The following is a 19,599-nucleotide window of genomic DNA, read 5'->3' on the forward strand; positions in this document are numbered from 1 at the left end:
AGCCCCCTCGACTCTGGGCAAGAGGTCGGGCTATCAGCCTGCGACACCCTTCCAGCCCAGAGGTTTTCGCCATGATCCCCAGCTCTTTCCCCGACAGCACCGAAATCGCCCGCCTGACTGCACGGATGCTGCTAGAGATCAAGGCGGTTCATTTCAACTCGCGCGAGCCCTTCACGCTGGCATCCGGCCTGCCCAGCCCGACCTATATCGACTGCCGCAAGCTAATCTCCTACCCGCGCATCCGCTCAACCCTGATGGACTTCCTGACGGTCACAGTGATGCGCGACGCAGGGTTCGAGGCATTCGACAACATTGCAGGCGGTGAAACTGCGGGTATCCCCTTTGCCGCCATGGTTGCGGAACGCATGGCCCTGCCAATGACCTATGTGCGTAAGAAACCCAAAGGCTATGGCCGCAATGCCCGTATCGAGGGCGCGATGACCGAGGGCGAACGTGTACTGCTTGTTGAGGATCTGACCACCGATGGCGGCTCGAAACTGTCCTTTGTCGATGCGATCCGTGAGACGGGTGCGACCTGCGGCCATACCGCAGTAATCTTCTACTATGGCATTTTCCCCGAAACCGAGAAGACACTGGGCGATCATGGCGTAAAGCTGCACAGCCTTTGCACCTGGTGGGATGTGCTGGCAGAGGCTAAAGTGCAGAAAGCGTTCGACAATGAGACGCTGGACGGGGTCGAGGCCTTCCTCAACGATCCACGTGCATGGCAGGAAACCCACAAAAGCTAACGCAACGGCATCTGTGTGCGCCTTGGAAACAATGATCGCACAATGCGATCCAATCGCACAATATGTTGACGAACAACCTCATCATCCTTCAATATGATGGGGTCTGGAGATATGCACAGCCTATCCCCAAAAACATACAATTTGCCCCGACTCACGGGGCTCGGCTATGGAACATGCCCAAGGGGCATAGAGAGCAGCAATGAACGAGATCAGCAGTATCGAGCAGGCAGCCGCACAGATTCAGAATCCGGAAACAATGCCGCACTCCATCGAGGCCGAGCAGCAGCTTCTGGGTGCGATTCTGACGAACAACGATCTGTATGATCGCGTCGCATCGATTATTGGGGCTGAGCATTTCTTTGATCCGGTTCATGCGCGCATTTATGAGGTCGCCTCGACACGCATCGCCAAGAACGCGTTAGCCTCGCCCGTGACGCTAAAATCTTTCATGGCTGAAGATGAGGGTCTGAAAGAACTGGGTGGTCCGGCCTATCTGGTGAAACTGGCTGGCGCTTCAATCAGTGCCTTTGCGGTGCATGACTACGCCCAGATGATCTATGACCTTGCCATCCGACGCGAATTAATCCGCCTGGGCCGGGACATTTCGGACAAGGCAGCGCGGGTTGATGTGGCCAGCGAACCCAAGGAACAAATCGTCGAGGCCGAACAACAACTCTATCAGTTATCCGAGCAGGGCCAGACCGAACAAGGTTTTCAATCCTTCCTTAAGGCGGTCACAGAAGCCGTCAACGTCACCAACGAGGCTTACCAGCGCGGTGGCGGCATGGCGGGGATTTCCACCGGTCTGGCCGATCTCGACAAGCAATTAGGCGGGTTGCACCCGTCTGACCTGATCATTCTGGCCGGGCGTCCGTCGATGGGTAAAACCTCATTGGCGACCAACGTCGCCTTCAACGTGGCCAAGGCTTACAAGCGCGGGCAGAAACCCGATGGCAGCGAAGGCGCAGTTGACGGAGGTGTCGTCGGGTTCTTCTCGCTGGAGATGAGCGCCGAGCAACTCGCGGGACGTGTACTGGCCGAAGCCTCGGAGATTTCTTCGCACAAGATCCGCCAAGGCGACATGACAGAATCCGAGTTCCGCCGCTTTGTGGATGCGGCCAAGGAATTAGAAGCCTGCCCTCTGTTCATTGACGACACCCCCGCCCTTCCGATCTCTCAGCTTGCAGCGCGTGCACGGAGGTTGAAGCGTACGCATGGGTTGGATTTGCTGGTCATCGACTATCTGCAACTCTGCCGGGGCATGGCTGAGAACCGGGTCAACGAGATTGCCGAGATTTCGATGGGCATGAAGGCCATCGCCAAGGAACTGAACATTCCGGTCATTGCCCTGTCACAGCTCAGCCGTCAGGTGGAAAACCGCGACGACAAGCGCCCACAACTGTCAGACCTTCGGGAATCAGGATCGATCGAACAGGACGCTGACGTGGTCATGTTCGTATTCCGCGAGGAATACTACAAAGAACGCGAGAAACCCGGCGATCACGAGTTGGAAAAGATGGAAGAGTGGAAGCAAGCCATGGAGCGCCTGCATGGCAAAGCCGAAGTCATCGTCGGCAAGCAACGCCACGGCCCCATAGGCACGGTAGAGCTTTCGTTTGAAGCCCAGTTCACCCGCTTCGGAAATCTGGTCAAACCTTGGCAGCAGGAAGGTCAGATCGATGGATATTGACGTTTACCAAATCTCAATGAACTAATCCTGCCATGCGGTATTCTCTTCAACCTTTGCCACGTCGCGTCATACTCGCACGCCACTACGGACATCGGCGCAAACGCTTTGCGGGATAGACCGGGGGCACGCTTCGCCCCTGAAACCATCCCAACAAAGCGAGAGAGAAATTACAGAATTCACAGAAATCCCGGTCGTGCGACTGGGTGAACGATCTGACGAGGAAATCGCCGACCATTTCCGCGCTGCCTACGGAACAACCGGCTTTGGATATCTTGTTGATCACGGTATCGATCAGGCCCTGATTCAAACTGTCTTCGAAGCCTCCAGGCAATTTCACGCATTGCCATTGGCCAAAAAACAAGCAATCGCGGTCGATACAACCCATCGCGGCTATATTGCCATCAATGCGTCGACTGATGTGAACTCCTCTCTCGCTGATGTCACCAAACCAAATCAATCCGCCAGTTTCATGATGATGCGCGAGGACGCATCCGTTGACCCCAGTATCTATCTCTCTGGCCCCAATCGCTGGCCAGAATTGCCGCAGTTCCGTGAAACACTTGAGACCTATGTCGAGGTCATGTCCGGATTGGGCCGCCGACTGATGAGGATTGCACTTCTGGCGTGCGGGGCCACTGATTTCTCGATCCTATCGGCCTTTGACGAGCCTACTATCTGGTTGCGCCTTCTGCACTATCCACCGCAGCCCAAGGCCAGTCCGGACGACCTGTTCGGTTCTGCGCCGCATACGGATTTCGGATGTCTGACCTTGCTGGCCCAGGATCAGGTCGGCGGATTGCAGGTTCAGACACCAGCGGGAAACTGGGTCGATGTTCCGACAAACCCGGATGCGTTTGTCGTGAATGTGGGCGACATGTTGCACCGCATGAGCAACGGTCAGCTCATGTCAACACCTCACCGCGTTATCAATCGCTCAGGGCGTGAACGATACAGCGTTCCCTTCTTCTTTGATCCGCATGTGAATACAATCGTTCAACCTCTACCTGGCACTGGTCATCCCAGGTACAACCCCCTGATATTCGGAAATTTCCTGCGTTCTGAGCTAGAAGCAGCTTATGAGGCGCATAAACCAGGCAAAAATTAGATCAATCCCCCCTTGACGTCGGCCGCACAATGGCATGAACAGCTTTTATGAGTACCGCACATCTTACGATTAATCTGCACGCACTGACACATAACTGGCGTGCGCTCGACGCAAAAACCAACGTCGAAACCGGGGCTGTCGTAAAGGCCGACGCCTACGGATTGGGTGCCGAACCCGTCGCTTGGGCTTTGGCCGAAGAAGGGGTGCGCAAGTTTTTTGTCGCTGTCGCCGAAGAAGGTGCGGTCGTACGTGAGGCGGTTGGCCCCGGGCCACTTGTCGCGGTCTTTTCAGGCCATATGGAGGGCGACGCTGATCTGTTGCGCAATCATGCTCTGACACCTCTGCTCAACTCCCCCGAACAGTTCAAACGCCATCGCGAGGCCTTGCCCGACCACCGCTTCGGCATTCAACTTGACAGTGGAATGAACCGTCTGGGGCTTGAACCTGCTGATTGGGCAGAACTGCGCCATGAGGCCCTTGCGATGAATCCGTTGGTAGTTATGTCTCATCTGGCTTGCGGGGATGAACCGGAACATCCGATGAATCAGCAGCAGTTGCGGACTTTCAAACAAATGACTGATGGGGTGGATGCCCCGCGTTCGCTTGCAGCCACCGGTGGGACATTGATGGGACCCGAATTTCACTTTGATTTCTGTCGTCCGGGGATCGGCCTGTATGGCGGGCTGCCCTTTGCCGGGGCAAAACCGGTTGTGACCGTCGATCTGCCGATCATTCAGGTGCGCGATGTCTCTGTCGGCGAAACCGTAGGGTACGGAAACAGTTGGACCGCGCGCAGACCGTCCAAGATCGCAACCGTGGCAGCAGGTTATGCCGATGGGCTACATCGTGCCATTGGCGGCGGCATTGACGCATTCGCTGGTGATCAGCCCTGCCCGGTGGTAGGACGTATCTCGATGGACTTGATCACCGTGGATGTTACCGACTTGCCATACACTCCTGAACGCCTGCGTATCCTTAACGGGCACCAAACCGTCGATGATCTGGCTGAAGCCGCCGGAACCATCGGTTATGAGATACTTACCTCACTCGGCAGCCGCTATTCCCGAGGCTATGTGGAATGAGCCCCATCTCATTGCTGGGTGAGCTGGGACGCGCCATTCTGAACATGCTGGCCGCATTTGGCCGCGTCGCGCTGTTTGCGCTTGATGCGGTTTCGCATATTTTCCGGCCGCCGTTTTATCCACGCGAGTTCGGCATCGCCTTGCTGAATATCGGCTGGCTGTCCCTGCCCGTGGTCGGTCTGACCGCCATCTTCACTGGCGGCGCACTCGCGCTGCAGATCTACGCTGGTGGCGCGCGTTTCAATGCCGAAGCTGTGGTGCCCCAGATCGTCGCCATTGGCATGGTGCGAGAGCTTGGACCGGTGCTGGTCGGCCTGATGATCGCCGCCCGCGTGACGTCTTCGATCGCCGCCGAGATTGCGACGATGAAAGTGACCGAGCAGATTGATGCTTTGGTCACGCTCTCCACCCACCCGATGAAATACCTCACCGCCCCGCGCGTGCTGGCCGCCCTGATCACGGTTCCAGCGCTGGTCGGGGTCGGAGATATCATCGGCATTGCAGGCGGTTACACTGTCGCCACGCAAAATCTGGGCTTCAACCCGGCGGCCTATCTGAAAAACACTGTCGATTTCCTTGAACTACGCGACATTGTCTCGTCGCTGGTCAAAGGCGCGGCCTTCGGCGTGATCGCCGCCATCATGGGCTGCTACTACGGCATGTCCTCGGGCCGCGGCGCGCAGGGCGTGGGCCGCGCCACCAAAGGCTCGGTCGAGGCCGCCGCCGTCCTTATCCTCGCCGCCAATTTTGTCCTCACAGGGGTGTTCTTCTCGCTATGATCCGGATGGAGAACGTACATAAAGCCTTTGACGACAACCACGTCTTACAAGGCATGAACCTTGAGATTCCCAAAGGCACCTCAATGGTCATCATCGGTGGTTCGGGTACCGGCAAATCCGTAGCGCTGAAATGTATCCTCGGCCTGATCAAGCCTGACAGCGGCATGGTCTATGTCGACGGCAAGGACGCCACCAAAGGCGACCGCGACGCGTTTCTGGCCCGTTTCGGGATGCTGTTTCAGGGGGCCGCATTGTTTGACTCGCTACCCGTCTGGCAAAACGTCGCCTTCCGCCTGCTGCGTGGTTCGCTGAAGCGTCCGGTAGAGGAAGCCCGCGAAATCGCCATCGAGAAACTGCGCCGTGTGGGCCTGAAAGCCAACGTCGCCGACCGCTTCCCGGCCGAGCTGTCCGGTGGCATGCAAAAACGCGTCGGCCTCGCCCGCGCCATCGCCGCCGAACCCGAGATCATCTTTTTCGACGAGCCCACCACAGGGTTGGACCCGATCATGTCAGGCGTCATCAACGACCTGATCCGAGAGATCGTGACCGAGATGGGCGCCACCGCGATGACCATCACCCACGACATGAGCTCGGTCCGCGCGATTGCTGACAACGTCGCGATGCTGCACGGAGGCGTGATCCAGTGGGCCGGCCCGGTCGGCCAGATGGACGCCTCGGGTGATCCCTATGTGGAGCAGTTCATCAGCGGCAGTGCTGAGGGGCCGATTGAGGCGGTACGCTAACTCTTAGATTAACAGTTGAACTGGCGACTAGAACCGAGTCGAAACGATGTTTTTCTTGCTTGCAGTGCTCTTATTTCTTCCAATTTCAGCTGCATGGGTCGCTGTAACGCTAGGAATGAAAATCAGGGATAACTCCACGCACAGAAACGTTGGTCTGATCCTGATTTGGACGCCGTTTTTTTGCTGTGCTTGGATATTGCTATCGATAGTCGTGATATTTAACGCAGCAAGCTACCCAGAAAGCTTTCTAGAAACGATGTTGAGCGGAAATTGGCTGGAAGCGGTAGTGATCGGACCGGTCTTTTTCAGCGCTGTCGCGACAATTGGTGCCGCTGCATTCGCCATCTCTGAGAGGCTTTACTCAGTTCATGCCTTCATGACCATTCTCTTGTGCATACCGGTTATTCGATTGTTTTTTGTGTGGTCAGCAGAATTATTTGGCTGATCGGTCCTGGTCATTCAAGGTTGCACCAATCAGACATGACATTGAGTTTTTACTTGGATTCCTGACATCTCTAACCAATCTAAGCATATGCTCCGCCTCGCCACCCTCTCCCTCCTGATCCTCTACCCCATCGCGTGGTTCGCCCCGCTGATGCGTGCAGGGCTCCTGCCGATCTTCGGCCTCAGCGAGATCAGCGTCATCACCGGCCTCCAGTCCTTGTGGAAATCCGACATCTTCCTCGCGCTGGTCGTCACCGTCTTCGCCCTCTTCGCGCCCTACATCAAAACCATCGGCACTGCGCTTGTCCAATGGGATATGTTAGACCCACGGGTCCAACCCGCGCTCAACATCCTGGGCAAATTGGCGATGGCCGATATCTTCCTCATCGCGCTTTACATCACACTGGCCAAGGGCATCTCCTACGCGACCATCGAAACCGCGTGGGGTCTCTACCTGTTCACCGGCTGCATTCTCGCTTCGCTTGCCTTGGGCCACATTACAGAGATGACATCCGGATCACGAAAACCTCAGACCTAATTGATTGAAAACAGATTTATGAGTATCATCTTCATATTTCGAGCAGTAAATTTTGTAGTTTTCGGGTCCGTAGCGGATCACTTTACGTCTGTTTAACCTTCCGCTTCGGCCCGGTTTTTGTACCGGTTGAAGAAGGAGAACGACGATCATGGCCGCCCTCCACACAATAACATTACAATTTCAGAATGCATTATTAAGACTAACCTTTTTCCTGATCTGCGCCGCAGCATTGTTCGCGGTGACGACCACCATTTTATCCGCGTTTGGCATCCTCCCCTGGCTCTCGTTGCAGGCCGGTCTCAGCACCGGTGCAACGATTGAAGCAGGTCTATATGTTCAGGCGGGATTGACCGCCCTGATCCTGATGCTGGTCTTCTATCTGCCATCAAACGCGCGCATGATGGCGCTTGAAAACACCCATCGTAAGTTCACGATGAACATGCAGGACGTGGCCGGGGCCTATCAGGTCGCCCATGCCGCCGACCGCAGCGGCGCCTTTGCACTGTCTTCTGAATTTGACGCTGTGAAAGAGCGTATGGCCTTTCTGCGTGATCACCCCGATCTGCAATCGCTTGAACCGCAGGTTTTGGAACTGGCCGCTCAGATGAGCCAGATCAGTCAGGAACTTGCCGATACCTATTCCGAGGCAAAGGTCTCGCGCGCCCGAACCTTCCTGCAGCAAAGGCAGGAAGAGATCGAGCAGTTTCAGCATCGCATTGAAGAGGCCCAGATTATCCAACACGAACTGCGCCAATGGACCCGAGATATCGAGATCGAAGAATCCATCACCAAATCCCAACTGGCGCGGCTAAGGGACGAGTTGTTCGACCTGCTGCCCGAACTCTCGGCACAACTGCAATCGCCTAACGACGATAAATCCCCCGCCAGCGTGGTTGCCATGACCCCGCCGCGGGCTGCGGAATAGGCGCGATCAGCGCCTGTCGCGAACGATGGTCCGCAGGGCCTGAGGACGCGCCACGCTATCGGCGGTGAGGAAAGCCCGCGAGGGCTTGAAGAACCGCCCTTCCTCGGGCACGAAGGGCGACATGGCAAAGACACAATCCTTCACCTGCTCCGCCTGCGGTGCCTCACATACAAGATGGTCCGGCCGCTGCGATGGCTGCGGCGAATGGAACACTATCATTCAGGAACCGCCCCTCTCCGCTGGACCGGCCAAGAAATCGCTGGGCGGCAAGCGTGGCCAGTCGATCACGCTCTCCGATCTTTCGACCGAGGAGACACCCCCGCCCCGCACCTTGTGTGGAGTTGAAGAACTCGATCGTGTCCTCGGTGGCGGCCTCGTCCCCGCCTCGGCCCTATTGGTGGGTGGCGATCCTGGCATCGGCAAATCAACCCTCCTGCTGCAGGCTGCCGCGCGCTTCGCGCGCAATGGTATCAAAACAATCTATGTCTCAGGTGAAGAGGCCAGCGCGCAGGTCAGGATGCGTGCACGTCGGTTGGGTTTGGAAGAATCTCCCGTTCAACTGGCAGCCGAAACCAATTTGCGGGATATCCTCACTACGCTAGAGGCCGAAAAACCCGGCCTCGCCATCATCGACTCGATCCAGACCATGTGGGCAGACAATGTAGACAGCGCACCAGGCTCAGTTTCACAGGTTCGTGCCGCCGCGCATGAACTGACCACTTTTGCCAAACGCCACGGCGTTTCGATCATCATGGTCGGCCATGTCACCAAAGAAGGCCAGATCGCAGGTCCGCGTGTGGTCGAACATATGGTCGACACAGTGCTCTATTTCGAAGGCGAACGCGGCCATCAATTTCGTATTCTGCGCGCGGTAAAGAACCGCTTTGGCCCTGCAGATGAGATTGGCGTTTTTGAGATGACCGGCAAGGGCTTGGCGCAGGTCACCAACCCCTCGGCCCTCTTCCTATCCGAACGCGGCACACCGAGCCCCGGTTCGGCGGTGTTCGCAGGCATCGAAGGTACCCGCCCCGTGCTGGTCGAGTTGCAAGCGCTGGTTGCTCCATCGCCTCATTCGCAGCCTCGCCGTACCGTTGTGGGCTGGGATAGCGGACGTCTTGCGATGATCCTTGCGGTGCTCGAGGCCCGCTGCGGCATCCCCTTTGCTGGGCTCGATGTCTATCTAAACGTCGCCGGCGGACTAAAAGTCAGCGAACCTGCCGCAGACCTCGCCGTGGCAGCTGCACTGCTAAGTGCCCGTGAAGATACTGCCCTACCCGCCGATACCGTCGTTTTCGGAGAAATCTCGCTATCTGGGGCACTTAGACCGGCCCCTCAGACGGAAAATAGGTTGAAAGAAGCGCAAAAACTTGGTTTCACAGCGGCAATTGCTCCGGCGGGTGGCAAAACTGGCACTGTGGCAGGTCTGACACTCACCCGACCCTCTGATTTGGTGGGGTTTGTTGGCGAAACGTTCGGAGCAGGTTAAAGTTGCGCCTTGAGAGGCAGAAAACGAACAGGCGAGGGCCATGGAAGGTTTTACAATAATTGACGGGGTTGTGGCCCTGATCATCGTGCTGTCGGGCTTGTTGGCCTATTCGCGTGGTTTCATGCGCGAGGTTCTCGCCATCGCTGGCTGGGTTGCCGCTGCCGTACTGGCCTTCATCTTCGCGCCGCAGGCCGTGCCGCTGGTCAAAGAAGTGCCCGTCGTCGGAGAATTCCTGCGCGACAGTTGTGAGCTTTCGGTTATCACCGGCTTTGCCGCTGTTTTTGCTGTTGCCTTGATCGTGGTCAGTATCTTTACACCGCTGTTCTCTTCTCTGGTGCAGCGTTCGGCGATCGGTGGTCTGGATCAGGCACTTGGGTTCTTCTTCGGCATCGCACGCGGCATCCTGCTGGTTGCGATTGCCTTTTTTGTCTATGACACCGTAATGACCGGCCAGTCTTACACGATGGTCGACGAAAGCCGCTCGGCAAAGGTCTTTGAACAGTTCAGCGGCAAGATCGAAGAACAAAACCCCGAAGCCGCGCTGGGCTGGGTCACCGCTCAGTACGAGGAGCTGGTCGCAAGCTGCACTGCAGATAATTCGACGGACGCTTCCGACGGCTGATCACGCCCTTTAGGCCTGTAATAAGGAACGAGGTGATCAATCCACCCCGTTCCGGCTCTTGTCGAAGACCATGTTAGCTGGTCTACGACAAGTGCGCAGTGTAGCTGTGAGCTCAATTGGACCAGTGTAGCGGTTGGTATTAGCGACTGCTGCACGTAATAAAGCGGATTTTTGAACGTTGAAGAAATAAGCCAAACAGTTCAAAGCCAACAGTTTGCGTTTTGGTTGCGATTGTTTTGCCCTTCATTCGAAGGAAGAAACGGGTGATTTGTGAATTTCTACTGCCCCGTAGTTTTTCAACAAGCGCTAACTTTCAAGAAGTTCACGAATATTGGCATCTAGCTGCGTCGTGAAGTCCTTGTCACTTCCTGGGTTTGCAGCGCAATGGCCCCAGGGCGAATGATACGGGCGGAAGATGGCGTTGGGCATGAAGCTGGCTTCATTTTCATTGTCTTCTGGTGGAAAGTATAAATCCTGCGTGCAAGGCATCAGGATGGCACGAGCTTTGATGGCACTCAGTGCCAGTTTGTAATCCCCATTGTAAAGCGGTCCGGCAGAGATATCGCCTGCCTGCCAAGTTGCAAGCTTTGCCAACAGGTCGTTGGCATCCCAGCCCTGCACATGATCACGCTCCCAATCCTGCAACAACTCCTCGATAGTTTCGAAACCCATCTGCCGATAAAGTCCCTCGCGATAAAAGGTCTGAGAGAAAGCCCAGCCTGCGTAAACTCGACCAAAGGCCTTCAGCCCTGCTTCGGGTTGGCTAGCATAGTTGCCACCATTCCAATTTTGATCCGCGCAAAGGGCCGCCTTAACCCCTTCGAGGAAGACGAAATTGTGTGGAGAAGTTCTGGCTGAGGCACAGAATGGCAGGATCGCCTGAACCATGTCTGGGTATTGCGCTGCCCACTGGTAGGACTGACAGCCCGCCATAGACCAACCCGCAACAAGGGCGATTTTTTCGATCCCCAGATGTTCGTGGACCAACCGGTGCTGGGCAGCAATGTTGTCCCACATTTGTACCAGCGGGAAACGCGGCCCGTCCTGCGGTGCAGGCGTATTCGATGGTGATGACGAACGTCCATTGCCAAACAGGTTGGGGCTGACGATGAAATGCCGCACCGGATCAATCGCGCGACCCGGACCAAAGAAGCCTTCGTTGCGGGTATTTGTGCCGGTGTAAAATGTCGGCAGAACGATGACATTGTCACCTGCCGCAGACAATGTGCCGTAGGTCTGATAGGCGAGCTTGGCATCCTTGAGCATCTCACCCGACAAGAGCGGAAGGTCACCCAGCTCGTAGATCTGATAGTCCGCCATTGTCTGGCCCTTCCCGCTTTTAGTAGAGCCGAAGGTATTCCTGCACTTCCCAATCGGTGACCGATTGGTGGTATCGCTCCCATTCATCATTCTTGTATTCTAGATAGGACTTACGCATCACGGGTCCCATCACATGTTCTGCCATGGTGTCGCCCCGTAAAGCCTCGATCGCATTGAACAGAGTGCGAGGCAATCGACGGATCCCCAGTTCAGCAAGTTCAGCTTCGGTTTTTGAGTAGAGATCAAAATCCGTTGGTTTGCCCGGGTCGATCTTGTGTTTGATCCCCTTAACACTGCAACTCAGATGCATCGCCATTGCCAGATAGACATTCATGGTCATATCGCAGGCGCGGTTTTCGATGCAATGGCGGCTTTGCGGCAGGCGGAACTGGGCAGAGCGATTGTTGAAACCATAGGTGATATTGGTCGGGGCCCAAGTGACAGTGCCACCCTCAAATCCACCTACGCGAGGCACGAGACCATTATAGGAATTCACGGTCGGACAGGTGATCGCGGTGATCGCTTCGGCGTGCTGCATCAATCCGCCAACGGCCCAGCGGCTTTCGTCGCTCCATTCCCCGTCGGGGGTTTCAAAGATGTTTTCACCGGGACGGCTTTCATGTTGCATCGACATGTTGATATGCGCACCCGATCGCCAGTCGCCCACTGTCGGTTTTGGCATAAAGGTTACGAACATCCCGTGCTTTTTTGCCACCTCTTTCAAGGTAATCCGCAGAAACGCCAGACGGTCGGACATCTCCAGCATGTTAGTATAGTGAAAATCCAGTTCGAATTGTGAATACGCACCCTCAGCGACTACATCATGCAGGTTCCAACCCAGCCCTTCGATGATGTCGATCATGTCTTTCAAAAATGCCATCGAGTCGATCGAGTATTCAACGTCATAGCCAAATGCCTGACGGCGTGGACGGACCCCGATAGCAGGGTCGTCGTCAAAGGCCTTCACTGGTTGGCCGGCATCGTCATATTTCATCACGATGAACTCGGGTTCGACACCGGCATAGCCTGTGTATCCTTCCAGCGCAGCCTCGTGCATGGCGCGTTTCAGGGCCTGACGCGGGCAGACATTGTAAGGTGCGTCTTCCCAATACAGATCGGAGAAGATGATTGCCATCGATGTGTCCCACGGACAGACGTAGACGGCGTCAAGATCCGGCACCACCACCTGATCGCTGTCAGCGGGGCTGAGTTCGGGCACGTAAGAAATCGAATGCACCGCAAATTGCGGTCCTTTTCCAAGGCAAAGCGGTTCAAAATCGCTCATCGGGACGGGCTTGGTTTTTGGAATGCCGTGCAGGTCGATCCAGGCAGCCATCACATATTTGACGCCGGCCTCTTCCAAACGTTGTTGAACTTCTGGGATACGCGGGCGGTTCCGCTCTACTGCGTCGTGAAATGTCTCGTAGTAAATACGGGCGTTGGCATTGTCCTTGGGCATTCGGCGTCCTCCCATCGAATAGCAATTGGATTTGCTTCACCGAGGTGACACCTCGGTGTTGGTTCAGGTTTCGTTTGCTCGGTCACACGGCGGGAAAATGTTCAGCCGGGAACAAAATCGTCAGGGTCAATGCCGGGAACTTGTGTGATCCCCGCCAGTTGTTTCCAGTTGTGTGGGTAGGCGGCATAGAAGATCACGCATTTGCCGTCCGCCTCGTAGGAAATGTGATTGTCCTTGGGGACAAACAGCACGTCACCACGATTGCAGACATAGCTTTTGCCGTCACAGACCAATCGGAACGTCCCCTCGAGGCAATAAATGATCTCGTCGCAGGTCAGATCCCACGGCACCTTGATGTTGTTCAGAACGTTGATGCCACCGCACATCGACTTGCTGAACTCGCTGGTCACCATCGGTTTAATGTACGTATCGCTGTCGCCCATCGTGTCGTAGCGTTTCTGAACCAGGTCGAATTTGAAAAGTTGAGGTGTATCACCCATTGGGTCAGCCTTCCTGCGCCAAGTGTTTCAGTATGGATTCGTTCAATTCGACCTTGTAACCATCAGGATCCTCGCAGAAGGCGATGACCCTTGTACCGTTTTTCATTGGCCCCGGCGGGCGGGTGATGTTTACACCGGCTGCTGCCAGTTGCTCGCAGGCGGCGTAAACGTCTGGAGTTTCAATGCAGATATGACCCCAACCGTCGCCCTTGTCATAAGGCGTGTCCTGATCCCAATTGGCGGTCAGCTCCAGCGTGGGAAACTCAGCCTCAGGCCCATAACCGATAAACGTATTGGTGAATTTCCCTTCGGGATAATCCGTGCGCCGCAGCACCTCCATGCCCAAGATTCCGCAATAGAAATCCAGCGACTTCTCCATGTCTGTGACCCGCATCATCGTATGGGCCAGACGAAACCCTTTGGATATGGAGTTGCTCATTGATCTTGTTCCTTCTTACTTAGGCGCCGGCCACGTCACGCTCGATCAAATCCTGAAAGGCGCGCACGCTATCTTCCCAGGCAGGCGACAACAGGCCCCCATCTTCGGCGACCGGGGATTTGCGGCCCTCAAACATGCGTTCAACCATCTCGTGATCTTCCTTGTGGACGTCCCACCAGAGGTTTCTGAGGGCCTCAATTTCCTCAGCGCTCAACTTTTGGCCTTCAGTGGTGTAAAGCGCTCGGTACTGGCGCATCTTTCCGGGACCGATGGGCACGTTAAGATAGACGCCCAGCTGATCCGGGAAATACCGGCCCAGGATAAAGTTGGGATACAGCGTCAGATAGCGCGAGCTCACACCCAAGCTGCCGGATGTGCCTAATTCTTCCTCAAGGTCCACTGCGCTACCGATGCAGGTGCCATCAATGATAGTATAGTGATCCTCCAACGGCTGATCTGTCGTCGAGGAATGTACAAACTGGACGTGGTAAGGCTCGATAAAGTTCTCCATTATCAGCTTCCAGTTGGTGTCGATCTCACCAAAATCGAGCAGACCAATGGGTTCCAATTTGCTGTAATCCATCCCCGACAACTGGTTGATCAATGGCGCGGCATAGTCTTCGAATTCAGGCGCGTTCCCATCCAGATTGACGAAAATCCAGTCATGCCAGACATAAGTGCGTACGGGTTTCAGCCGATGCTCTTTGATGTCAAATCCGTCGAATTCTTGCTTGCCGGTGCCTGCAAAATGTGGAGCAGCCCGCAGGCGGCCATCCAGATCATAGGCCCAGGCATGATAGGGGCAGCGGATCAGTTTGCCGACATTCTTGGGCCTATCAACCAGCGTCATGCAGCGGTGCAGACAAACATTGTGAAACACCAGAATGTCGCCCTCACGACCACGCACCGCCAGCAGGGGCAAGCCGGCACAGGTGATAGGTTGTGCATCGCCTGGGTTGCTCATCTGATGGGCAAATCCGACAAACACCCAGTTCTTGGCTAAAACCGTCTGGCATTCCCGTTGCCAGAACTCCTCGCTGCGATATGCGTCGGCGGTCAGACCGTGCTGAGGCCCGCAAGACGCCTGTGCTTTTCGCTCGGCAATTGTCATTTGTCCTCCCTTCGACACTGACACCAGCATCCGCCGATCCAACGGCATGCGCATGGGTTCACCGTTTCTCGCGGATGGCCTGTTTGCAGGCTCTGTACCGCCGCGACGGGTTTAGATTCTAACTCTACGAATATCGCATTATTTCGGGCTATTCCCCTTCGATATTCGCTTATGGAATGAATTATCGGGTAAGAATCGGAGGCGATCTGGTCAAAAAGCGGCATTTCGATACGAATTTCGAATAATTTAGTTGCGCTGGCTGTTAGATCCACAAATCCAGCATTAAATAATAGAAATTTCGGCAATCTGGCCTTCGGAAACTGTGGCGAGAAGATCAAAGCATGTCGTTTTCCGCACTTCCTTCCAGAGGATCCCCAAGAGTTAATTGCGGATTTCGATGCGCTCTCTTAACCTTGGCTGCGAATACAGCAATCGAGCATCAGGCCTATGTCAGTCAAAAAGCAACCGAACGCGCGCGCCGCCCAGAGCATTCGATCCCCCAAGGATGATTTAAACCAGCAGATCATCCGGCTCTTACAGCAGGATGGTCGGATGGCATTTTCTGAAATTGCGCAGCAACTGGATGTGTCGGAGGGAACCATTCGCAACAGGGTGAGCGGACTGCGAGACAACAACATGCTGCGGATTGTTGCGATGTCGGATCCGGTGGCAACGGAATACACCACTGACGCGATGATTGGCTTGAACGTGGCGACCGGCGTGACCCCAAGACAGGTGGCCGAGCGACTTGAAAGAAACCCACGTGTTGTATTCATCCTGTGGGTCGCAGGTCGTTATGATCTGATTATCGAGTTGGTGAGCGACGATAGCGACGCATTAAAGGATTTTCTGGAACATGAAATCCACGCGAGTAACGATATTGCCAACGCCGACGTCATGCCGGGGCTGAAGAATTTCAAGAACCAGTTCCTCCTAAAGCAGGGTGCAAAGGAGTGATTAGGAAGAAGTCGACCGCTAAACGTGATAGCGCGAGAGGACTTCAACAAAATTCTTTTGCTAGATACTCAGCGCCGATCATGGTGCCGGCCCCGACAATAGCCGGTATTTTGAATGCCGAAGCCAGCAGCAAGCGACTGTTTCGCGTTGGCGATTGGTCATCGAGCTCAAGCAAGCGAACGGCCGGTAATTCTCACAATGCGGATATCAATTGCTGAACTTGGATCACCAGATATCCCAAAGATCATCCCAGCCTTGAGTTTGGACTCATTTGTAAGAAAAACCTGTCGGAAACGGAAAAACAGTGCGCCTTACAACATTCTCAGCATTATAATTCGGCGCTCGCATATTCTGTATCAGATTCATCCAAAATCAAATGAACCCTTCACCGCCGCAGATATTGCAGCGAATGGCCTTTAATCCAAAGCACCCGTCGCAGCGGCTTGAGATTGGTTTGCCATACTGGTCACGGCTTTTGACGACCGTTCCAGATCCTTTGCAGATCTCACAGGGTGCACGGCCTGATCCTCGGCATCGGTGACACCGACGCTTGACGGGCTTTTCCTTGGGATTGTTTTGCTTGTGCTGCCACATGGCTATTTTCCATCCCAAACTATCGGGCATCTGGAGCAGACACCTGACCTAAAGCACAGCACAGGTCGGCTCATTTGTCATCTTAAACCCGCGAGCGGCGCATTTCAGACCTGCGGCAAATCGCGAATGTGATCCTTTGGTGACACGCGCGGCAATAGGCAGTATGTCGGAGCCGAACCGACATGGAATCGGAGCTGCCGATCTTGCTGTATTTGTTCTATTCTGCATTGGCCGCTTTGGCGCTTGTGCATGCATGCCATACATTCCGGCTGCAACAACCCAATCAGATACGCAGTAGCAGTCGATCCGACCTGAACACCAGCCAGATCAAGTCATAGAAATTGGAGCCCGTGTATGTGTGGGATTTTGGGGATCGCAAGCCGGACACATGATGTCTTTGCGGAAATCTATGACGGGTTGCTGATGCTGCAGCACCGGGGTCAGGACGCCTCGGGGATCGTCACCTACAACGGCGAATTCTTCCGCGAGAAAAAAGCCAATGGTCTGGTCAAGGACGTCTTCAACGCCAGCGATGCGGAAACCCTACTGGGCAAGATCGGCATGGGTCACGTCCGCTATCCCACTGCAGGATCGCTAAGCGCCACCGAGGCCCAGCCTTTCTTTGTGAACGCGCCCTACGGAATTTACCTTGTCCACAACGGCAATATCACCAACACCGAAGAACAGCGCGAAAAAGTGACTGCGAAATACAGCCGTCACCTGCGCACCACCTCGGATTCCGAAGTGTTGCTAAACGTGTTGGCCGACAAGGTAGCGGACGCCATCAAAGTCAATGGCAATGCCGACCCGATCCGCAACTTGTTTGCAGGTGTAAAGATGACCATGGAGCGGGTACAGGGTGCTTATTCTGTGATCTGTCTGGTCGCCGGTGTTGGTATGCTCGCCTTCCGCGATCCGTATGGTATCCGGCCCCTGTCGGTCGCCAAGCGAGAAGCGCCCGGTGACGGTGATGATTTCGCCTTTGCCTCGGAGGACGTAGCGTTTGGCATCAATGGTTTCGACAAATTGCGCGATCTGCGACCCGGTGAGGCGATCCTGATCGATCTCGACGGGAATATGCATGAGTTCCAGGCCGTCGAAGGCAAGCTGACGCCCTGCATTTTCGAGTATGTCTATCTGGCACGTCCGGATTCGCTGCTTGATGGCGTGTCGGTATACAAAACCCAGATGCGCATGGGCCAAACACTTGCCAAGCAGATTCAGGATTCGGGGCTAGAGATCGACCGGATCATCCCTGTGCCAGATAGCGCCCGCCCCGTCGCACTTGAAGCCGCCAAGATTACCGGCATTCCCTATCGTGAGGGACTAGTCAAGAACCGCTATGTAGGCCGAACCTTTATCATGCCAGGTCAGGCCGAGCGCCAAAAATCCGTGCGCCGTAAGCTGAACGCCGTGCCGTTGGAATTCGACGGACATAATGTGCTGCTGATCGATGACTCGATCGTGCGCGGCAATACGATCAAGAAGATCGTCCAGATGTGCCGCGAGGCTGGAGCAAAGAAGGTGTACATCGCCAGCGCTTCTCCACCCGTAAAATACCCCAATGTCTACGGAATCGACATGCCCACCAAGGCCGAACTGGTTGCCAATGGTAAAGAGATCGAAGAAATCCGTGAAGAGCTGGGTGCGGACGCGCTGTTCTACCAGAATCTAGACGATCTGATCTGGGCCGCCAAGGAAGGCAATCCCGAGATCGAATCCTTTGACTGTTCGTGCTTTGATGGAAACTACATCACCGGGGTAGATGAGGACTATCTGGACAGTCTTGAAAACAGCAGCCGAGTCAGCAAGAAACGCGAGGATATGCAGGTCGTTGGCGGTTCGTGGAACGCGGCCAAACTGGCGTCGGGCTGATCCGGCGAATCGAATGATAGCGACAGGTCATTTCCCTGAGGTGGGGTGGCACTCATAGGTCAGAATCCGCCGACAACTCTCTGTTGAACGAGATGCGTTTGCAAAGGGTTGGGCGACCTGGGTTAGCGACCTTTTGGAAATGGGATTGCAACCCTTTTGGTTCGAACGGCCGCATGATACCCGATCGCCGAAAACCACTCACAATGCAGGGCCCGGGCACACGATCCGGCCACAGATCATGGCAAATTCAACGGTCAAAAGCGCCGCAACGCAAGCGGGTGCGCTAAAGAAAAACTCGGTTTCTGTGCTGGGCATTTTTGGCCCTAAGTCCGAGTTGCGCGCTCTGGTTCGTCTGTCCTCGGGGCGGGTAAAGAAAGTAAAGCCAGGCAGCCGTGTCGCCTCGGGCAAGGTGATCGCCATTGATGAGGAAGGTGTCGTGCTGCGACAAAGCGGCCAGAACCGCAGGATCGACATACCTGGCAGTTGATCCAGACTTGACGCCTTGTGCGCACGGGTTCAAACCCCACCTATGACCGATCAGACCAAAATCGCCCTGATTACCGGGGCCTCACGCGGGCTGGGCGCGGCACTGGCCGAAGCCCTTTCCCCCGAGTATCACATCGTTGCCGTCGCCCGCACCCAAGGCGGGCTGGAAGAGCTGGACGATCGCATTCAAGCCAAGGGTGGCTCGGCCACGTTGGCCCCGATGGACATCACCGATCCCAATGCAATGGCGACACTTTGCCGTGGCATTCACGACCGCTGGGGTAAGGTTGACCTTTGGCTGCATACAGCTGTCCATACCTCGGCCCTGACACCAGCAAACTTTGTTGACCCCAAGGAATGGACCAAAGCGGTCAGCACTAACGCGACAGCCACCTCGGTTCTGATTCCCTATGTGTCGCCCCTTTTGGGCGATGCAGGTCACGCGGTGTTCTTTGATGATCCCAAGGCAGGTGAAAAGTTCTATGGCATCTACGGTGCCACCAAAGCCGCGCAAATGGCTTTGGCCCGTAGTTGGGCAGCCGAGACAGTTCGCACAGGTCCACGGGTTACGATCCTTGAACCCGCGCCGATGCCTACAGCGGTGCGTGCACGATTCCATCCCGGTGAAGACCGCGAGGCGCTGACCAGTCCCGCGGATGAGGCGGCGCGGATTGTGGCCGGGCTTTGATTGGCCC

At 55.5% G+C, this 19,599-nt stretch carries 21 protein-coding genes; 16 read left to right on the forward strand and 5 right to left on the reverse strand.

What is annotated here, in order from left to right:
* Positions 1-71: 71 nt before the first annotated feature.
* The 11 genes from ACR0JR_RS03490 (at position 72) to ACR0JR_RS03540 (ending at position 10,163) form a co-directional block, all read left to right on the forward strand.
* A complete protein-coding gene (locus ACR0JR_RS03490; RefSeq protein WP_480455015.1) occupies positions 72-749 on the forward strand; it encodes an orotate phosphoribosyltransferase in 678 nt (225 codons plus the stop codon).
* A 199-nt stretch (positions 750-948) separates the two neighbouring features.
* The gene (locus ACR0JR_RS03495) at positions 949-2,439 is read left to right on the forward strand and encodes a replicative DNA helicase (RefSeq protein WP_480455016.1); all 1,491 of its coding nucleotides are present in this window, start codon (positions 949-951) and stop codon (positions 2,437-2,439) included.
* Positions 2,440-2,605: 166 nt separating this feature from the next.
* On the forward strand, positions 2,606-3,544 hold the full coding sequence (locus tag ACR0JR_RS03500) for an isopenicillin N synthase family dioxygenase (protein ID WP_480455184.1): 939 nt from the start codon (positions 2,606-2,608) through the stop codon (positions 3,542-3,544).
* A 47-nt stretch (positions 3,545-3,591) separates the two neighbouring features.
* The gene (alr, locus tag ACR0JR_RS03505; protein WP_480455017.1) at positions 3,592-4,626 is read left to right on the forward strand and encodes an alanine racemase; all 1,035 of its coding nucleotides are present in this window, start codon (positions 3,592-3,594) and stop codon (positions 4,624-4,626) included.
* Positions 4,623-5,405: an ABC transporter permease gene (locus ACR0JR_RS03510; RefSeq protein ID WP_170470691.1), complete on the forward strand. Its 783-nt coding sequence runs from the start codon at positions 4,623-4,625 to the stop codon at positions 5,403-5,405. Before alr ends, ACR0JR_RS03510 begins: the two co-directional genes overlap by 4 nt.
* Positions 5,402-6,148: an ABC transporter ATP-binding protein gene (locus ACR0JR_RS03515; protein ID WP_480455019.1), complete on the forward strand. Its 747-nt coding sequence runs from the start codon at positions 5,402-5,404 to the stop codon at positions 6,146-6,148. The genes ACR0JR_RS03510 and ACR0JR_RS03515 overlap by 4 nt, the downstream gene beginning before the upstream one ends.
* Before the next feature lie 46 nt (positions 6,149-6,194).
* Positions 6,195-6,593: a hypothetical protein gene (locus ACR0JR_RS03520; RefSeq protein ID WP_480455020.1), complete on the forward strand. Its 399-nt coding sequence runs from the start codon at positions 6,195-6,197 to the stop codon at positions 6,591-6,593.
* Between the two features lie 87 nt (positions 6,594-6,680).
* Positions 6,681-7,130 (forward strand): paraquat-inducible protein A, encoded by a 450-nt coding sequence (locus tag ACR0JR_RS03525; RefSeq protein ID WP_480455021.1) that lies wholly within the window; start codon positions 6,681-6,683, stop codon positions 7,128-7,130.
* 148 nt (positions 7,131-7,278) lie between these two features.
* Entirely contained in the window at positions 7,279-8,055 is a 777-nt protein-coding gene (locus tag ACR0JR_RS03530) for a DNA repair protein (protein WP_480455022.1), read from the forward strand.
* A gap of 121 nt (positions 8,056-8,176) precedes the next feature.
* Entirely contained in the window at positions 8,177-9,541 is a 1,365-nt protein-coding gene (radA, locus tag ACR0JR_RS03535; protein ID WP_319544698.1) for a DNA repair protein RadA, read from the forward strand.
* Positions 9,542-9,581: 40 nt separating this feature from the next.
* Complete coding sequence (locus ACR0JR_RS03540) at positions 9,582-10,163, forward strand: CvpA family protein (protein WP_010440366.1); 582 nt, start codon at positions 9,582-9,584, stop codon at positions 10,161-10,163.
* A 306-nt stretch (positions 10,164-10,469) separates the two neighbouring features.
* On the opposite strand, the gene ACR0JR_RS03545 is transcribed toward ACR0JR_RS03540, so the two are convergent.
* The 5 genes from ACR0JR_RS03545 to ACR0JR_RS03565 all read right to left on the reverse strand — a co-directional run bounded on the left by ACR0JR_RS03545 (position 10,470) and on the right by ACR0JR_RS03565 (position 14,992).
* A complete protein-coding gene (locus ACR0JR_RS03545) occupies positions 10,470-11,483 on the reverse strand; it encodes an alpha/beta fold hydrolase (RefSeq protein ID WP_480455023.1) in 1,014 nt (337 codons plus the stop codon).
* 19 nt (positions 11,484-11,502) lie between these two features.
* Positions 11,503-12,942 (reverse strand): glutamine synthetase family protein, encoded by a 1,440-nt coding sequence (locus ACR0JR_RS03550; RefSeq protein ID WP_170540120.1) that lies wholly within the window; start codon positions 12,940-12,942, stop codon positions 11,503-11,505.
* Positions 12,943-13,043: 101 nt separating this feature from the next.
* Positions 13,044-13,442, reverse strand: a complete 399-nt coding sequence (locus ACR0JR_RS03555; protein WP_010440369.1) for a cupin domain-containing protein — start codon at positions 13,440-13,442, stop codon at positions 13,044-13,046.
* 4 nt (positions 13,443-13,446) lie between these two features.
* Positions 13,447-13,881 (reverse strand): lactoylglutathione lyase, encoded by a 435-nt coding sequence (gloA, locus tag ACR0JR_RS03560; RefSeq protein ID WP_010440370.1) that lies wholly within the window; start codon positions 13,879-13,881, stop codon positions 13,447-13,449.
* Positions 13,882-13,900: 19 nt separating this feature from the next.
* Positions 13,901-14,992, reverse strand: coding sequence for an aromatic ring-hydroxylating oxygenase subunit alpha (locus ACR0JR_RS03565; RefSeq protein ID WP_480455024.1), 1,092 nt, complete (start codon positions 14,990-14,992; stop codon positions 13,901-13,903).
* 489 nt (positions 14,993-15,481) lie between these two features.
* Here ACR0JR_RS03565 and ACR0JR_RS03570 point away from each other — a divergent pair, with 489 nt between their 5' ends.
* The 5 genes from ACR0JR_RS03570 (at position 15,482) to ACR0JR_RS03590 (ending at position 19,592) form a co-directional block, all read left to right on the forward strand.
* Positions 15,482-15,949, forward strand: a complete 468-nt coding sequence (locus ACR0JR_RS03570; RefSeq protein ID WP_480455185.1) for an Lrp/AsnC family transcriptional regulator — start codon at positions 15,482-15,484, stop codon at positions 15,947-15,949.
* 776 nt (positions 15,950-16,725) lie between these two features.
* Positions 16,726-16,881 (forward strand): hypothetical protein, encoded by a 156-nt coding sequence (locus ACR0JR_RS03575; RefSeq protein WP_010440374.1) that lies wholly within the window; start codon positions 16,726-16,728, stop codon positions 16,879-16,881.
* Positions 16,882-16,897: 16 nt separating this feature from the next.
* Positions 16,898-18,418: an amidophosphoribosyltransferase gene (gene purF / locus ACR0JR_RS03580; RefSeq protein WP_170540129.1), complete on the forward strand. Its 1,521-nt coding sequence runs from the start codon at positions 16,898-16,900 to the stop codon at positions 18,416-18,418.
* A 238-nt stretch (positions 18,419-18,656) separates the two neighbouring features.
* Complete coding sequence (locus tag ACR0JR_RS03585) at positions 18,657-18,905, forward strand: hypothetical protein (protein ID WP_029621843.1); 249 nt, start codon at positions 18,657-18,659, stop codon at positions 18,903-18,905.
* A gap of 42 nt (positions 18,906-18,947) precedes the next feature.
* Complete coding sequence (locus ACR0JR_RS03590; protein WP_480455025.1) at positions 18,948-19,592, forward strand: SDR family NAD(P)-dependent oxidoreductase; 645 nt, start codon at positions 18,948-18,950, stop codon at positions 19,590-19,592.
* The last annotated feature ends 7 nt before the right edge of the window (positions 19,593-19,599 follow it).

It is taken from the genome of Ruegeria sp. AA3 (assembly GCF_056542905.1).

Bases quoted from the DNA above. Each gene is read 5' to 3' on its own strand.
- ACR0JR_RS03490 (WP_480455015.1), top strand. From the start codon at position 72: ATGATCCCCAGCTCTTTCCCCGACAGCACCGAAATCGCCCGCCTGACT.
- ACR0JR_RS03495 (WP_480455016.1), top strand. From the start codon at position 949: ATGAACGAGATCAGCAGTATCGAGCAGGCAGCCGCACAGATTCAGAAT.
- alr (WP_480455017.1), top strand. From the start codon at position 3,592: ATGAGTACCGCACATCTTACGATTAATCTGCACGCACTGACACATAAC.
- ACR0JR_RS03510 (WP_170470691.1), top strand. From the start codon at position 4,623: ATGAGCCCCATCTCATTGCTGGGTGAGCTGGGACGCGCCATTCTGAAC.
- ACR0JR_RS03515 (WP_480455019.1), top strand. From the start codon at position 5,402: ATGATCCGGATGGAGAACGTACATAAAGCCTTTGACGACAACCACGTC.
- ACR0JR_RS03520 (WP_480455020.1), top strand. From the start codon at position 6,195: ATGTTTTTCTTGCTTGCAGTGCTCTTATTTCTTCCAATTTCAGCTGCA.
- ACR0JR_RS03525 (WP_480455021.1), top strand. From the start codon at position 6,681: ATGCTCCGCCTCGCCACCCTCTCCCTCCTGATCCTCTACCCCATCGCG.
- ACR0JR_RS03530 (WP_480455022.1), top strand. From the start codon at position 7,279: ATGGCCGCCCTCCACACAATAACATTACAATTTCAGAATGCATTATTA.
- radA (WP_319544698.1), top strand. From the start codon at position 8,177: ATGGCAAAGACACAATCCTTCACCTGCTCCGCCTGCGGTGCCTCACAT.
- ACR0JR_RS03540 (WP_010440366.1), top strand. From the start codon at position 9,582: ATGGAAGGTTTTACAATAATTGACGGGGTTGTGGCCCTGATCATCGTG.
- ACR0JR_RS03545 (WP_480455023.1), bottom strand. From the start codon at position 11,483: ATGGCGGACTATCAGATCTACGAGCTGGGTGACCTTCCGCTCTTGTCG.
- ACR0JR_RS03550 (WP_170540120.1), bottom strand. From the start codon at position 12,942: ATGCCCAAGGACAATGCCAACGCCCGTATTTACTACGAGACATTTCAC.
- ACR0JR_RS03555 (WP_010440369.1), bottom strand. From the start codon at position 13,442: ATGGGTGATACACCTCAACTTTTCAAATTCGACCTGGTTCAGAAACGC.
- gloA (WP_010440370.1), bottom strand. From the start codon at position 13,881: ATGAGCAACTCCATATCCAAAGGGTTTCGTCTGGCCCATACGATGATG.
- ACR0JR_RS03565 (WP_480455024.1), bottom strand. From the start codon at position 14,992: ATGACAATTGCCGAGCGAAAAGCACAGGCGTCTTGCGGGCCTCAGCAC.
- ACR0JR_RS03575 (WP_010440374.1), top strand. From the start codon at position 16,726: ATGGAATCGGAGCTGCCGATCTTGCTGTATTTGTTCTATTCTGCATTG.
- purF (WP_170540129.1), top strand. From the start codon at position 16,898: ATGTGTGGGATTTTGGGGATCGCAAGCCGGACACATGATGTCTTTGCG.
- ACR0JR_RS03585 (WP_029621843.1), top strand. From the start codon at position 18,657: ATGGCAAATTCAACGGTCAAAAGCGCCGCAACGCAAGCGGGTGCGCTA.
- ACR0JR_RS03590 (WP_480455025.1), top strand. From the start codon at position 18,948: ATGACCGATCAGACCAAAATCGCCCTGATTACCGGGGCCTCACGCGGG.